The sequence below is a fragment of the Vibrio sp. SCSIO 43153 genome (genome assembly GCF_023716625.1).
In the GTDB taxonomy this organism is placed as follows: Bacteria; Pseudomonadota; Gammaproteobacteria; order Enterobacterales; family Vibrionaceae; genus Vibrio; species Vibrio rotiferianus.
On the sequence record NZ_CP071855.1, the window covers coordinates 470385 to 485582 of the forward strand.

Genomic DNA, 15198 nt, shown 5'->3' on the forward strand with positions numbered 1-15198 from the left:
GACCGCTTACTCTAACTTGAGCGTGGGTGGTTTTAATCACCGTATTAAACACGTTAAACTGCGAACAACGTAGCATAAGTCTGTGATATCTCTTGTGACTCGCTTTAGTTACAACAATGCCGTTTTCCTTAATCTGTCTGATACGCAAGTTGAAGTCGGTTGCCTAGCTTGTTCCTTGGAGTAGTGAATGAAGCCCATGAAAAATCTCGCCCAGTATTACGTTGATCTGTTGGTCAAGCTGGGGATTGTCCGTTTCTCAATATTGCTAGCACTGGCGCTGGTTGCCTTAGCAGTCGTGGTGCAAGTCGGAATTACGCTCGCATTGAAGGGCAGTGTTGATGATATCGATATTGTACGGTCGGTTTTTTTTGGGCTGCTGATTACACCTTGGGCGGTTTATTTCTTGTCCGTTGTTGTGGACCAACTTGAAGAGTCACGTCAAAGGCTGACCAAGTTAGTCTCTAAGCTTAAAGATATGCGTTCTCGTGACCAAGAGCTCAACTTCCAACTGCAGCAAAATATTGAAAAACTTAATCAAGAGATCGAAGAGCGTATTAAAGCTGAGGAAGCTCGTGAAGAAGCAATGCAAGATTTAGAAAATGAAGTCTTCCAACGTGAGCGAACACAACTCGAATTAGCTGAGCGTACTGCACTTTTGCGATCCTTTATCGATGCTTCACCAGATCTTATTTATTACCGTAATGCTGACGGAGTTTTCTCTGGCTGTAACCGCGCGATGGAAGAGCTAACTGGTAAGAAAGAGCACCAGTTAGTCGGCTTGAGCCCGTGGGATGTCTACAGCAAAGAAGTGGCAGAGCATATCGTCGATACCGACCAAAAAGTGTTTGCTGATAACCAAGCATTAACTTACGAGCAATGGCTGGATTACCCTGACGGTCGCAAGCACTACTTTGAATTACGTAAAGTGCCGTTTTACAGCAAAGATGGTCGCCACCTCGGATTGGTTGGCTTTGGCCGTGATATTACTGAGCGTAAGCGTCATGAAGAGTCTTTAGAAAAAGCTAGCCGAGACAAAACCACCTTTATCTCTACCATCAGCCATGAACTTCGAACTCCGCTAAACGGAATTGTGGGGTTGAGCCGCATGCTACTCGATAGTCAGCTAACTGAAGAGCAGCGGAAGCATATGCAAACCATCAATGTTAGCGCTATTACCCTAGGTAATATTTTCAACGACATCATCGATATGGATAAATTCGATCGTCGTAAACTGGAGCTGCTACCTGTGCCGCTCAATTTTGAAGACTTTGTCGCGGAAATTGAGAGCATCTCGGCATTAATGGCAGAACAAAAAGGGCTGCGCTTTGACTTAGAGCGTCTAAGCTCGTTGCCGAAGGCGATTGAAGTGGATGCTACCCGTCTGCGTCAGGTTATTTGGAATCTGGTTAGCAATGCGATGAAGTTCACCAAAGAAGGTGGCGTCGTAATGACGGTAAGTGCGGACGTTGAAGAAGAGTATGCAACCATCATCATTGAGGTGGAAGACACCGGTATTGGTATACCTGAGGATGAGGTGGAAAAGATCTTTGCCATGTATTACCAAGTTAAATCGGGTAAAGACAACCTCCATGCTGTCGGTACTGGCATCGGATTAGCCGTGTCGAAGCAGTTAATCAATATGATGGATGGTGATATCACAGTGGCAAGTGAAGAGGGCTTTGGCAGTACTTTCACTGTATCGATTCATGTTCCGGTGGTTGAGCTTGAAGAGCCAATTATCGACGCGAAACGTGACAATATGCACCTTAATATCTTTATGGTTGAAGATATTGAACTTAACGTTACTGTGGCGAAGTCTTTACTTGAAAGCCTAGGCCACTCAGTCACTGTTGCCATGACAGGTGAAGAAGCGTTGGTGAACTTTGTGCCGGATGAATACGACTTGGCATTGCTTGATATCCAATTGCCGGACATGACAGGTTTTGATGTCGCTAAGTACTACCGTGAGCACTATGACAATCTACCTCCGCTGGTGGCGCTAACTGCGAATGTAATGAAAGATCGTCGAGAGTATTTAGACAATGGTATGGACGATGCAATCAGCAAGCCTCTCGCAGTACAGGCTCTTCAAGCTGTTATTGATAAATTCTTCGCTAATCGTGTTGACGGGCAAGAAGAAACAGTTGTCGACCAGAAGGTGATAGAGGACGAGGTATCTGTACCATCTCCAGTGATTGAGACGCACTTGTTGGATTTGGATATGTTAGAGTCTTATGTAGATATTGTGGGCGTGAAGCCTGTGTACGATAGCATTAAAATGTTTGAAGATATGATGCCTGATTATATTGAGGTACTGGACTCGAACATGACGGCAAAAGACCAAGATGGCATTGTCTCTGAAGCGCATAAAATTAAAGGTGCTGCAGGTTCTATTGGTCTCAAACACATTCAAAGCGTCGCCCAGAAAGCTCAGTCACCAGATATGCCTGCATGGTGGGAGAACATCTCTGACTGGGTTGAAGAGATTAAAAACGAATATCAAAATGATATTCAAGTACTGAAGAGTTGGTTGGAACAGAGGAAATAACATGAAGAAAATCGCGTCAGCAGCGTTAGCCGTCGCTCTCTTAGCTGGTTGCAGTTCTGCTCCACAGGTAGGTTGGCAAGAAGACAGTCAAATTACAATGAATCAAGTGAATGTTGAACTGAAAAGTAACCTATGGGTCAACATGATGCCGACTATTGGTGAAGTTCAAGAACAAAACGTACATGGTGCGTTGTATCTGCAAGCCGATAAAGATCTCCCTGCAAACCTTACTGTGGAATCACTGATTTTAAAGCAAGGGGATTCAGAGTGGGTGATTGATGGCGACCTTCTAGAACTAAGAACGCACAGTGAAAATCAGTGGGAAGTCGCGTTTGTATGGCAAATTGAAGCGGATACAGAAAAGCCGATAGATTTAGCGTTACTATTGGATGATGCGGGTAAAACAGGCTGGCTAGTTGAGAAAAACATTAAAATCGACAAAGTATACTGATCTTACCAAGTACCAGATAAAAAAAGGGCTTGCTCATGGAGCAAGCCCTTAATGTTTGTATTGTAGCGATTAGTCTTCTAGGTCGCCACAGAAACGGTAACCTTCACCGTGAATAGTCGCGATGATTTCAGGTGTACCTGATACTGATTCAAAATGCTTACGAATGCGACGGATGGTTACGTCTACTGTGCGGTCGTGTGGCTTAAGCTCACGACCAGTCATTTTCTTCAGTAGATCTGCACGAGTTTGGATCTTGCCTGGGTTTTCACAGAAGTGAAGTAGTGCACGGAACTCTGAGCGAGGTAGCTTGTAGCCTTCACCAGCTGGGCTCACTAGCGAGCGGCTGTTGATGTCTAGTACCCAACCATTGAACACGTACTTCTCTACTGAGCGTTTCTCTTCTTGAACAGCGTTAGTGCTCATTGAACGGCTTAGTAGGTTACGTGCACGGATAGTCAGTTCACGTGGGTTGAAAGGCTTAGTGATGTAATCATCAGCGCCGATTTCAAGACCTAGGATCTTGTCTACTTCATTGTCACGACCAGTTAAGAACATTAGCGCGATATTTGCTTGCTCACGTAGTTCACGAGCTAGCAGTAGGCCGTTCTTACCTGGAAGATTAATATCCATGATTACCAAGTTGATTGAATTTTCAGACAACACTTGGTGCATCTCTTCACCGTCGCTGGCTTCGAAAACAGCGTATCCCTCTGCTTCAAAAATACTCTTAAGAGTGTTACGAGTTACTTGCTCATCTTCTACGATAAGAATCTGCGGGGTTTGCATTGGCGGTACCTAAATTTGTGACAAAATTGTGCTAATAGAATAAATTCTAGGCAAAAATATAACATACAGGTAATGTGATTTTGATAATAAAACAAGTTGATCAAAAAAACACTTCTTTCAGTTATCCGCCTTCCTTGGAATCTTGCCAACTCACCAGTGTCCGATGGCGACTTTATTCTATAGGGTTTGTTTACCTTTCAAATCCAAGCTTTACGGGCCTGAAACGTAAACACCCTAAGATATGGAGCGAATTTTATATTGTTAACAGCATGCTAACAATGCTCAAATGTTAATTCCATTCAGTTTGTTGATTTACATCAATTGATGAAATGTAACCGTTATTAATCGTTTAAGAGATATGATAGAAAAAAGTAATACGAACATAGACGCAGCGTTATGGCATGCTTATTCAGAGTCATACTTTCGGTTTGAGCAAGAGTGGAGCTCTCATCAGTATGCTGTCATAACTGCTTGGAACCCATACAGTAAATTGCGGTCAAACAAAGAGAACTGCATAAGTAATCACGAGCTAGAGCAATGCTTGAAAGGGATGAAATATGTTCCTGTCACCGTCGGTGATAAAGGTTTTCAATGGTTTGAAGAAAGCTATGCTGTAGAAATAAAACCACAAAAGGCGATAGCTCTTGCTAAAATTTTTAAGCAAAACGCAATTTATTACGTTGTGGATGGTGAACTGTATTTAATCTCCTGTGTAGGTGAAGAAACTCGCCAAGTGCTCGGAGAGATCAGTGATAAGCTCGTATAAAAGGATAATACTTACTTAAGATGCTCTCGCTCTTGAGTAAAAAATTCACGGAGGAAATATGAGAGATATAACACCAGATATTTGTGACCAGTTTGAAGATCAGGTAACGCTATTGAGTTTACCGCTGCAGAACTTTGGTCAACGAACCGCTTTTCATGGCGAAATCGTCACAGTGCGTTGCTATCATGATAATTCTAAAGTGCGAGAAGTATTAGGTGAGGATGGTACCGGAAAAGTCCTGATTGTTGATGGCCATGGCTCATGTCAAAAAGCGTTGCTCGGAGACCAGTTGGCCATTCTTGGTATCGAAAATGGCTGGGAAGGGATTATTGTCTTCGGTGCTATCCGTGATGTCGCTCAGATGTCACAAATGGATATCGGCATTCAAGCTTTAGGTACTTGCCCATTTAAAACTGAGAAGCGTGGGGTGGGGGACGTTAATGTGACACTGACGATGCAGAATCAGATCGTGCAGCCCAAGCATCACGTGTACGCAGATTGGAATGGTGTATTGATTTCAAAAGAAGCGCTAGACTTTTAAAAGCGGAAACCTAATCCCACTTCAAAGCCTTGTTGCCAATCTTGATAGTCCAGCGTGGCATGAATATCGAGATTGTCCGTTATCTTAACGCGACTCGAAACTTCGGCAGCAAGGCTACTGTCATCTTCTTTGATGCCGTCAGCACTTTCTGCTTTGTAGGAGCGAACGGTACTTTTCAGCGTAACACGATCGTTATATTGGTAGCTTATGCCGCTTAAAAAACCGCTTTGATTTTGAGTCGGTGAGTTATTAACGCGAGCACCTACGTAAAGATCGACGGAATCAAGCAGTTCATATGCGTAACCACCATCGATATTCCAAACATCAAAACTGTCATTTTGATAATTTTCACTAGAAATGAAAAGCTTATGAGGGGAAGGTGCCGTTTTACCTGGTAGAGGAGGCAATGTGTTTGCTAGAGATATTGCAGGCAGTACAAGGACAAGCAGGCACAATAGGACTTTCATCATCACCACTCCTTGTCATTTCAATCATTATTGGTATTGCCATCGGCTTTCAAATTATTAAAGCACATATTATGAAAGCTGGCTCATTAATTTTGCTTATATTTTGATCTTCTGAACTTTGGTCATAGCCAAGCTGTCGTGAATTAAAGTACGGCATTGGCCGAATTTTGATCAACGTTACCCAGAAAATGGATCTTACTATTGGATCTCATAAGATCGAGAACTTGGGATCTAATAGTATAGAGGTAGTTTTTTACCTGTTTTGCGGAGCTGTTCAAATCTTTGTAATAAAAGTATTTTTTGAAATTTAAATCAGCACGTCTTTTCAATCTCGAACGTAAAATATACAAGTTTTTTGTTGACTCTAGTTAAGAAACTCGGTAAACGTAGAGTTAAGCAAACACATAATTATCGTTGAATATTTATTTATGACATCTCACAGCCAAGTAGTAATGACCACAACCATTATTATTACCAACACGACCAATGTTGGGGCAGGCTGCTGAGCGAAAGAAATTCACAAAGAAGGCCTGTATCCAACAAGATACAGGCCTTTTTTTATGCTTTTTTAATACAGAATTTAGACAGATCTAGAAAGATACATCGGAGGAAGGGATGCGAGTATTAAAGTTTGGCGGTTCATCATTAGCAGATGCAGATCGCTTTTTGAGAGCGGCGGATATCATCGCCAACAACGCACAACAAGAAGAAGTCGCCGTGGTACTTTCTGCACCGGGCAAAACAACCAATAAGCTGGTAGCGGTAATTGAAGGTGCACTTCGCAACGGCGAAGCAGAGCTGCAAATCAATGAGCTGGAAGCTTCTTTCAAAGCGCTGTTTGCAGATATCCAAGGTGTGTTACCAAACATCGATGGTGCTGCGTTCGATAACCAAGTTAAAACATCACTTTCTCAACTTCGCCAATTTGTTCACGGCATTAATCTTCTTGGCATGTGCCCAAACAACGTCAATGCACGCATCATCAGTAAAGGCGAACGCATTTCGATTCAGTTGATGAAAGCGGTATTAGAAGCAAAAGGCCAACCTGCGCATCTTATCGACCCAGTTGAATACCTGTACGCAAAAGGCGATCACCTAGAAGCCATGGTCGACGTTGACGTTTCAACTCAGAACTTCCGTCAGAATCCTCTTCCTCAAGGCCATGTAAACATCATGCCTGGTTTTACCGCAGGTAATGAGAAAGGTGAGCTAGTCACTCTTGGTCGTAATGGCTCTGACTACTCTGCGGCAGTTCTTGCGGCGTGTCTGCGTGCAGACTGCTGTGAAATCTGGACAGACGTTGATGGCGTGTACAACTGTGACCCACGCTTAGTGGAAGATGCTCGCCTACTCAAGTCACTTAGCTATCAAGAAGCGATGGAGCTTTCTTACTTTGGTGCTTCCGTTCTGCACCCTAAAACCATCGCACCAATCGCACAGTTCCATATTCCATGTTTGATCAAAAACAGCTTTAACCCACAAGGCGCGGGTACGCTGATTGGGCAAGATACTGGCGAAGATAATCTGGCGATCAAAGGTATCACGACGCTGAACGACCTAACTATGGTTAACGTGTCTGGCCCGGGTATGAAGGGCATGGTCGGCATGGCAAGTCGTGTATTCGGCGCAATGTCATCAGCAGGTGTGTCTATCGTATTGATCACTCAATCTTCTTCTGAGTACAGCATCAGCTTCTGTATCGAAGCGCAAGACAAAGCAAAAGCACAACAAGTATTGGCGGATGCATTTGAGCTGGAGTTAAAAGATGGCTTACTTGAGCCTGTAGACTTTATTGATGATGTTTCTATTGTGACACTTGTGGGTGACGGTATGCGTACATCACGCGGTGTTGCATCTCGCTTCTTCTCATCTCTTGCAGAAGTGAACGTAAATATTGTCGCTATCGCACAGGGGTCATCTGAGCGTGCTATCTCTGCGGTGATCCCTGAAGATAAAATCTCTGAAGCGATCAAAGCGTGTCACGAGAACCTATTCAACTCTAAGCACTTCCTAGACGTATTCGTGGTTGGTATTGGCGGCGTTGGTGGTGAGCTGGTGGACCAGATTGAGCGTCAACAGGCGAAGCTTGCAGAGAAAGGCATTGTGATTCGCGTGTGTGGTTTAGCAAACAGTAAAGGTCTTTTGCTTGATAGTGAGGGTTTACCGCTAGAGCATTGGCGAGACCGTATGTCGGCATCAACAGAAGAGTTTAGCTTAGCGCGCTTAATTTCTTTGGTTCAACGTAACCACATTATCAACCCTGTGTTGGTGGATTGTACCTCAAGTGAGGCTATCGCAAACCAATACGCGGATTTCTTGGCGGCGGGCTTCCACGTTGTTACTCCGAACAAAAAAGCAAACACAGCAAGCATGGCTTACTACCACCAACTTCGTGGTGTTGCACGTAGCTCTCGACGTAAATTGCTGTACGAAACAACGGTAGGTGCGGGTCTGCCAGTGATTGAAAACCTGCAAAACCTTATTGCCGCTGGTGATGAACTAGAGCGTTTCAGCGGTATCCTGTCGGGTTCTCTGTCATACATTTTTGGTAAGTTAGATGAAGGTATGAGCCTAAGTGAAGCGACAAACATCGCCAAGCAAAACGGCTTTACCGAACCGGATCCTCGCGATGATCTATCGGGAATGGACGTAGCGCGTAAGCTTCTTATTCTTGCGCGTGAAGCCGGTATGTCACTAGAGCTAGAAGACGTTGTGGTTGATCAAGCTCTGCCGCCAGGCTTTGACGATTCAGGTAGTGTAGATGAGTTTATGGCGCGTCTACCGGAAGCGGATGCTTACTTTAAAGAGTTGTCGGCTAAAGCTGCAGAAGAAGGCAAAGTGTTGCGTTACGTCGGTGAGATTATTGATGGCAAATGCAAAGTTAGCATTGCTGCTGTTGATGAAAATGATCCAATGTTTAAGATCAAAGACGGTGAAAACGCACTGGCATTTTACAGTCGTTACTACCAGCCAATTCCACTGGTATTACGTGGTTACGGTGCAGGTACTGAGGTAACGGCGGCGGGTGTATTCTCGGATGTGATGCGTACTTTAGGTTGGAAACTAGGGGTATAACAACAATGAGTTCAAGTGATATGGATGTAGTGGTTTATGCCCCGGCATCAATTGGCAATGTAAGCGTTGGTTTTGACGTTTTGGGGGCGGCCGTGTCCCCAGTTGATGGCACTCTATTGGGCGATCGCGTATTAGTTAAGTCTGGGGCTGAGCCGTTCAGTCTAAAGACAGCTGGTGATTTTGTTGAGAAGCTACCAACCGAGCCAAAAGAGAACATCGTTTACGATTGTTGGGTAGTGTTTGCTCGTGAGCTAGATAAAAAAGGCGTTGAGCTAAAGCCACTTGAAATGACGCTAGAAAAGAACATGCCAATCGGCTCTGGTTTAGGTTCAAGTGCTTGTTCTATCGTTGCTGCATTAGATGCATTAAACCGATTCCATGGTCAGCCGCTTAACGAGACAGAGTTGCTAGCGCTGATGGGAGAAATGGAAGGCAAGATCTCTGGTGGTATTCACTATGATAATGTGGCGCCATGTTACCTTGGCGGTGTGCAATTGATGCTGGAAGAGCTAGGTATCATTAGCCAAGAAGTGCCTTGCTTTGACGATTGGTACTGGGTGATGGCGTACCCGGGTATCAAAGTATCAACAGCAGAAGCACGTGAGATCCTACCATCTCAATACCGCCGACAAGATATCATTGCTCATGGTCGTCATCTTGCAGGCTTTATTCATGCGTGTCATTCTGGTCAGCCAGAACTTGCTGCAAAAATGATCAAAGACGTGATCGCAGAACCGTATCGTGAGAAACTGCTTCCAGGTTTTGCAAATGCACGTCAATACGCAGCGTCTGCGGGTGCATTGGCAACCGGTATTTCTGGCAGTGGGCCGACACTGTTCAGTATTTGCAAAGAGAAAGATGTCGCTGAGCGAGTTGCTCGCTGGTTAGAACAGAACTACGTACAAAACGAAGAAGGATTCGTCCACGTTTGTCGTCTAGATAAACAGGGTTCGAAAGTAACAGGAAGTGAGCTATGAAGCTTTACAATATAAAAGAAAATGATGAACAAGTTTCCTTTGGCCAAGCCGTTCGCCAAGGACTAGGCCGTAACCAAGGTCTATTTTTCCCATCGGAATTACCAAAATTTGAAGATATTGATGCGCTACTGGCAGAAGACTTTGTCTCTCGTAGCACAAAAATCCTATCAGCACTGATTGGCGATGAGTTGGCGGAAGAGCAAGTTAACGCATTGGTTGACGCTGCATTCCAATTCCCAGCTCCAATCAACCAAGTAAAAGACGGTGTTTACGCTCTGGAGCTTTTCCATGGTCCAACGCTTGCGTTTAAAGACTTTGGTGGCCGATTTATGGCGCAATCTCTTGCTGCGGTTTCGGACGGTGGCAAGATCACCATTCTGACGGCAACTTCTGGCGATACTGGCGCAGCCGTTGCGCACGCTTTCTACGGTATGGAAGACATCAACGTTGTGATTCTTTACCCGAAAGGCAAAATCAGCCCACTGCAAGAGAAGCTATTCTGTACGCTTGGTAAGAACATCCACACCGTCGCGATCGATGGTGACTTCGATGCGTGTCAGGCTCTGGTTAAGCAAGCTTTTGATGATTCTGCACTGCGTGAAGAGATCGGCCTGAACTCTGCAAACTCAATCAACATCAGCCGTTTGATGGCACAAATCTGTTACTACTTTGAAGCAGCCGCGCAAATGAGCAAGCAAGAGCGTGAAAACCTAGTGGTATCAGTACCAAGCGGTAACTTCGGTAACCTAACAGCTGGTCTACTAGCAAAAGCGCTGGGTCTGCCTATTAAACGCTTCATTGCTGCAACGAATGCCAATGACACTGTGCCACGTTACCTAGAAACGGGTCAGTGGGAGCCGAAACCAACAGTAGCGACCACGTCGAATGCGATGGATGTTAGCCAACCAAACAACTGGCCTCGTATCGAAGAGCTATGTCGTGTGAAAGAGTGGGGCTTGGAGAGACTAGGTAAAGGCGCTGTTTCAGATGAGCAAAGCGCACAGTCAGTGAAAGACCTATACGCACTGGGTTACCTGTGCGAGCCGCACGGAGCGATTGCTTACCGAGTTCTGGACGAGCAATTGCAAGACGGTGAAACCGGTCTGTTCCTATGTACTGCACACCCTGCGAAGTTCAAAGAAGTGGTGGATGACATTCTGCAATCCGACATCGACCTTCCTGCTCCATTAGCGAAGCACGCTGCGATGGAATTGTTATCGGAAGATCTCGACGCAGATTTTGATGCATTGAAACAAGTACTGCGCCGCGTGCAGTAAGCTTCAAAAATACAGTCAGTATCAAAAACACAAATAACGAGAGGTGAATGAGCAATCATTCACCTTTTTTATTGCCGATAAGTTTTAACTCTCTTTAAGATTGAGAAACGACTTAACTAAATGAGATGGAAAGAGCAGCATGCATTTTTTGATTTTTCTTGGCTCAGTGAGAGACAGTACGCCACCACGACCAGCCCGTTTAGGAATGCGAGTCAGCAGAGCGTGTGAAAAACTCATCGTGAGTCAGCATTCACAACATACGGTCGAAATCATCGACCCTTTGCATTACGACTTTGGTGATGTATTTAAGCCCGAATTTTCTTATCACCGTTCTAAAGTGCCGCAGCATCTAAGCGAGCTGGCAGATAAAATCAAACACGCGGATGGGTATGTGATGGTCAGCCCGGAATACAACCATTTGATGAGTCCTGCCTTGGCAAACATGCTTAACCACTTTGGCAGCTCGCTGTTTTCTTATAAGCCAAGTGCGATCGTGACCTATTCTGCAGGGCAATGGGGTGGCGCAAGGGCTGCAGTGTCGATGCGGACCTTCTTGTCCGAGTTGGGGTGTTTGCCCGTGTCGGCAATGATCCATATTCCGAAAGCGCAAGAAGTGTTTGATGAGCAGGGTGTGGTTGCGGATGAATCGGAGCAGGCGCAGTGGGACAGCTATATGAATCGCACCCTGCATCAATTGATTTGGTGGGCAGAAGGGGCGTCACTACAAAGAGATAGGCTTGACCCAACCTCGTTAGCGCAAGCGTTTCAAAAGGATCCTTCGCAAAGAAACGCACCTTAGAAAGGAGCGTTCGCCACTATCGGAGGGGACTCGAAGGATCCAGAAACAAAAAAAGCTTGGTCATTGCTGACCAAGCTTTTTAAATTCTAGCAAGCTAGTTTACTGATTATAGAGACTCAGTAAAAGTACGAGCGATTACGTCACGTTGCTGTTCTGGAGTTAGCGAGTTGAAACGTACTGCGTAACCAGAAACACGGATAGTTAGCTGTGGGTAGTTCTCTGGGTGTGCAACTGCATCTTCTAGAGTTTCACGTTTAAGAACGTTCACGTTTAGGTGTTGACCACCTTCGATGCGAGGAGCAGTTTCGATTGCTACTTCACGGCTTTCGTATTCACCTAGGTCGCTGATTGCGATAACTTGGTCTGCTTCGTAAGTTGATGCTGCTGCAACACAACGCGCTTCATTCTTCTCGCTATCTAGTAGCCAGATAGAGTTTAGTAGTTCGTCGTTAGCTGCTTTAGTAATTTGGATACCTTGGATCATCACTATCTCCTAGACCACTTAACGTGGTGATTATTGGTGTTAATTTTCGAATTTTTGTTGAGCTAGGTATTATATAGCCAATATCCATTATTTTAATATTGATTTAGGTCAAAAAACAACTAAAAACCTTAAATTTTTGAAGGTGATTTTGTTGAGTTAAATCAATAAAACGTTTGAAAACATACTAGTTACAATTTATTTGATAATATAAAAAATATTTAAAAGTCATTTTTGTTGTAAATTTACTACAAAATGAGTTTGAAACTTAACCTGCTTAACGCAACTGCCTGTATTTAGGTAGCCATACTGAAAGTCTAAAGTGATTAAATGACAAACATGAAAAACAAGTTTGGAAACAAGTTTATTGGTGCTCACGTGTCGGCGGCGGGCGGAGTAGATCAAGCACCTCTTCGTGCTCGTGAGATTGGTGCAAATGCGTTTGCCCTTTTTACTAAGAATCAACGTCAATGGGTCGCTAAGCCACTCGAAGAGAAAACCATCAGCGCATTCAAAGCAAACTGCAAAATGCTTGGCTTTGGCGCGGAGCACATTCTGCCCCATGACTCCTATCTGATTAACTTGGGCGCTCCAGAAGAAGAAAAGCTGAATAAATCCCGCGCTGCATTTATTGATGAGATGGAGCGTTGTAATCAATTGGGGTTAACGCTGCTGAACTTCCACCCAGGCAGTCACTTAAAGAAAGTGTCCGAGCAAGATTGTTTGGCAACGATCGCTGAGTCGATCAATCTTGCGCACAAAGCGGTGCCGAATGTGATTGCTGTAATTGAGAACACGGCTGGTCAGGGTACAAACCTAGGTTGGAAGTTTGAGCATTTGGCTGAAATCATCGATCAAGTGGAAGACAAAGAGCGTGTTGGCGTATGTCTCGATACTTGCCACACGTTTACTGCAGGTTACGATTTACGTACTAAAGAAGATTGTGAGCGCACCTTTGTTGAGTTCGACCGCATTGTCGGCATGCACTATTTAAGAGCAATGCATCTAAATGATTCAAAGGTTGAATTCGCTAGTAAGGTTGACCGCCATCATTCATTAGGTAAAGGCGAGATCGGTTGGAGCTGTTTTGAGTACATCGCAAAAGATCCTCGATTTGATGGTATCCCTCTGATTTTAGAAACAATTGATCCTGATATCTGGCAGCAAGAAATCGACACCTTACGCCGATTCCACATTGAAGAAATGGCGAATTTCTAACGGAATAGTAAAGTTGGCATCCTTCTTTCTTGATTAAAACTAATCGCGTTATTGCGTATTTGTTTTAAGCGCCTAAATTCAATGTTGTATGTGGGCGATTAAGTTAGGAGGATGACATTATGTCTCGACCAGTTTCCTTTACCCCAGTGACACACTCTCGACGTGTATTACGTTTACCAACGCCAAATCGCCATATCACTGGACAAGGGCATTTTCGAACGCCGCAGCGTAATTAGCGTCATTACTACTCGTTATTTTAGTTTAGTCAAACCAGCACGGGTTCATGCCAGTTGTCTGCGAATCAGCGTTTGAGGAGTCGTCTCAACTTGGTGCTGGTGGTAAGTTTTTGTTTGTTTGGGTTTCGCTCGTTAGAATAGAGGGAAACATTAGGACAGGAACTTTCCATGAATCAGTTACCCACTTGGCACGATGTGATCGGCGAAGAAAAACAGCAGAGCTACTTTGTCGATACCATGAATTTTGTTGACGCAGAGCGAGCAGCAGGCAAAGCCATCTATCCGCCAGCCAAAGACGTGTTTAACGCGTTCCGTTTTACTGAATTCAATGACGTTAAGGTAGTGATTCTAGGGCAAGACCCTTACCATGGTCCAAACCAAGCACATGGTTTGTGCTTCTCTGTATTACCTGGTATCAAGACACCGCCGTCTTTGGTGAACATGTATAAAGAGCTAGCGCAAGATATTGAAGGTTTCAAAATTCCTCAACATGGCTTTTTGCAAAGTTGGGCAGAGCAGGGGGTGTTACTGCTCAATACCGTCTTGACGGTAGAGCAAGGTAAAGCGCACTCGCATTCTAAAACTGGCTGGGAAACCTTTACTGACCGCGTGATTGAGGCCATCAACCAGCATCAACAAGGTGTTGTGTTCCTGTTATGGGGGGCCCATGCGCAGAAAAAAGGTCGCTTTATCGACCGCAATAAGCATCATGTATTGACCGCTCCGCACCCGTCACCATTATCTGCACACCGTGGTTTCTTTGGTAGCAAGCCATTCTCGCAAGCAAACCAAATCCTTGTCCAACAAGGCAAAGAAGCGATTAATTGGCATTTGCCGATGACGGTGTAAGTATCGACATCTTATCCGAGACATAACAGTACAGCGATCGTGACACCACGTTCGCTGTTTTTTTGAACACCGTCGAGGCTGGTCTCTGGTTTCTCATATACACTTATTAAAAGTAAGTGTTAAGGAGAGACGCTATGATGATCGAGAGAATTCGACGCGAACACGGCTATATGGTCCGTTTATTGGCAATATTGCGCCATAAATTGAATGAGATTAAGCAAGAACGCGCTATTAACTATGCGTTGGTGAGTGAGATCGTGGATTACCTCTCTAATCACTCTGAAAAGGTTCATCACCCCAAAGAAGATATCCTCTACCATTACTTTCTAGAGCACTATGGTCATTTTAAGACGATTGAAAATCTAGAGTTAGAACATCAAGAGTTATCTAAAAAGACCAAACAGTTTGCTGGCATTGTAGAGATGATTCTGCAAGATGCTGTAGTACCCCAGGAGATGTTTACCCAGCAACTCGAGGATTTCATTACCAGTCAGAAACGCCATTTGGAAATGGAAGAGCGCCAAGTTCTACCACTGATTGAAGAGTTGTTTACTTCTGAAGATTGGCTAAATGTCGAAAGCCAATGGCAGGAAAATGAAGATGATCCTGTGTTTGGCAATACTATCGCTGATCGCTACAAACAGCTCGCCGAAAGAGTGCGTCATAATGACGCTGAGTTCGTCTAAAGCGTGAAGATGACAAGGTAAACGATTGCGTTTGAGTAGTT

Annotated in this window: 14 protein-coding genes and 1 other annotated feature; of the genes, 11 read left to right on the top strand and 3 right to left on the bottom strand. The window is 44.5% G+C overall.

The window, feature by feature from the left end; genetic code table 11:
* Positions 1-187: 187 nt before the first annotated feature.
* A complete protein-coding gene (arcB, locus tag J4N37_RS02175) occupies positions 188-2548 on the top strand; it encodes an aerobic respiration two-component sensor histidine kinase ArcB (RefSeq protein ID WP_252041594.1) in 2361 nt (786 codons plus the stop codon).
* 1 nt (position 2549) lies between these two features.
* Positions 2550-2999, top strand: coding sequence for a lipoprotein (locus tag J4N37_RS02180; RefSeq protein ID WP_010445922.1), 450 nt, complete (start codon positions 2550-2552; stop codon positions 2997-2999).
* 69 nt (positions 3000-3068) lie between these two features.
* Here the strand turns inward: J4N37_RS02180 and arcA are convergent, their stop codons facing one another.
* Positions 3069-3785, bottom strand: a complete 717-nt coding sequence (gene arcA, locus J4N37_RS02185; RefSeq protein WP_010445924.1) for a two-component system response regulator ArcA — start codon at positions 3783-3785, stop codon at positions 3069-3071.
* Between the two features lie 358 nt (positions 3786-4143).
* On the opposite strand from arcA, the gene J4N37_RS02190 reads away from it, so the two are divergent.
* Positions 4144-4551 (top strand): DUF3293 domain-containing protein, encoded by a 408-nt coding sequence (locus J4N37_RS02190; RefSeq protein ID WP_010445926.1) that lies wholly within the window; start codon positions 4144-4146, stop codon positions 4549-4551.
* A 58-nt stretch (positions 4552-4609) separates the two neighbouring features.
* The gene (locus J4N37_RS02195) at positions 4610-5092 is read left to right on the top strand and encodes a putative 4-hydroxy-4-methyl-2-oxoglutarate aldolase (RefSeq protein WP_045386584.1); all 483 of its coding nucleotides are present in this window, start codon (positions 4610-4612) and stop codon (positions 5090-5092) included.
* On the opposite strand, the gene J4N37_RS02200 is transcribed toward J4N37_RS02195, so the two are convergent.
* Positions 5089-5559 carry a hypothetical protein gene (locus J4N37_RS02200; protein ID WP_010445930.1) on the bottom strand — a complete coding sequence of 157 codons (471 nt, stop codon included), beginning with the start codon at positions 5557-5559 and terminating at the stop codon, positions 5089-5091. The genes J4N37_RS02195 and J4N37_RS02200 overlap by 4 nt on opposite strands.
* 444 nt (positions 5560-6003) lie before the next feature.
* Positions 6004-6120: a sequence feature (Thr leader region), on the top strand.
* A gap of 54 nt (positions 6121-6174) precedes the next feature.
* On the opposite strand from J4N37_RS02200, the gene thrA reads away from it, so the two are divergent.
* The 4 genes from thrA to J4N37_RS02220 all read left to right on the top strand — a co-directional run bounded on the left by thrA (position 6175) and on the right by J4N37_RS02220 (position 11687).
* On the top strand, positions 6175-8634 hold the full coding sequence (gene thrA / locus J4N37_RS02205; protein WP_252041595.1) for a bifunctional aspartate kinase/homoserine dehydrogenase I: 2460 nt from the start codon (positions 6175-6177) through the stop codon (positions 8632-8634).
* A gap of 20 nt (positions 8635-8654) precedes the next feature.
* On the top strand, positions 8655-9611 hold the full coding sequence (thrB, locus tag J4N37_RS02210) for a homoserine kinase (RefSeq protein ID WP_010445935.1): 957 nt from the start codon (positions 8655-8657) through the stop codon (positions 9609-9611).
* Positions 9608-10888: a threonine synthase gene (thrC, locus tag J4N37_RS02215; protein ID WP_252041596.1), complete on the top strand. Its 1281-nt coding sequence runs from the start codon at positions 9608-9610 to the stop codon at positions 10886-10888. The genes thrB and thrC overlap by 4 nt, the downstream gene beginning before the upstream one ends.
* Before the next feature lie 139 nt (positions 10889-11027).
* The gene (locus tag J4N37_RS02220) at positions 11028-11687 is read left to right on the top strand and encodes an NADPH-dependent FMN reductase (protein ID WP_038885683.1); all 660 of its coding nucleotides are present in this window, start codon (positions 11028-11030) and stop codon (positions 11685-11687) included.
* A 106-nt stretch (positions 11688-11793) separates the two neighbouring features.
* Here J4N37_RS02220 and grcA read toward each other — a convergent pair whose 3' ends face one another.
* The gene (gene grcA / locus J4N37_RS02225; protein WP_005434930.1) at positions 11794-12171 is read right to left on the bottom strand and encodes an autonomous glycyl radical cofactor GrcA; all 378 of its coding nucleotides are present in this window, start codon (positions 12169-12171) and stop codon (positions 11794-11796) included.
* 327 nt (positions 12172-12498) lie between these two features.
* On the opposite strand from grcA, the gene nfo reads away from it, so the two are divergent.
* From nfo to J4N37_RS02240, 3 genes are all read left to right on the top strand, one after another.
* Positions 12499-13386 (top strand): deoxyribonuclease IV, encoded by an 888-nt coding sequence (gene nfo, locus J4N37_RS02230; protein ID WP_045386592.1) that lies wholly within the window; start codon positions 12499-12501, stop codon positions 13384-13386.
* A gap of 404 nt (positions 13387-13790) precedes the next feature.
* The gene (gene ung / locus J4N37_RS02235) at positions 13791-14471 is read left to right on the top strand and encodes a uracil-DNA glycosylase (protein WP_071234969.1); all 681 of its coding nucleotides are present in this window, start codon (positions 13791-13793) and stop codon (positions 14469-14471) included.
* A 134-nt stretch (positions 14472-14605) separates the two neighbouring features.
* Entirely contained in the window at positions 14606-15157 is a 552-nt protein-coding gene (locus tag J4N37_RS02240) for a hemerythrin domain-containing protein (protein WP_010445948.1), read from the top strand.
* Positions 15158-15198 lie beyond the last annotated feature (41 nt).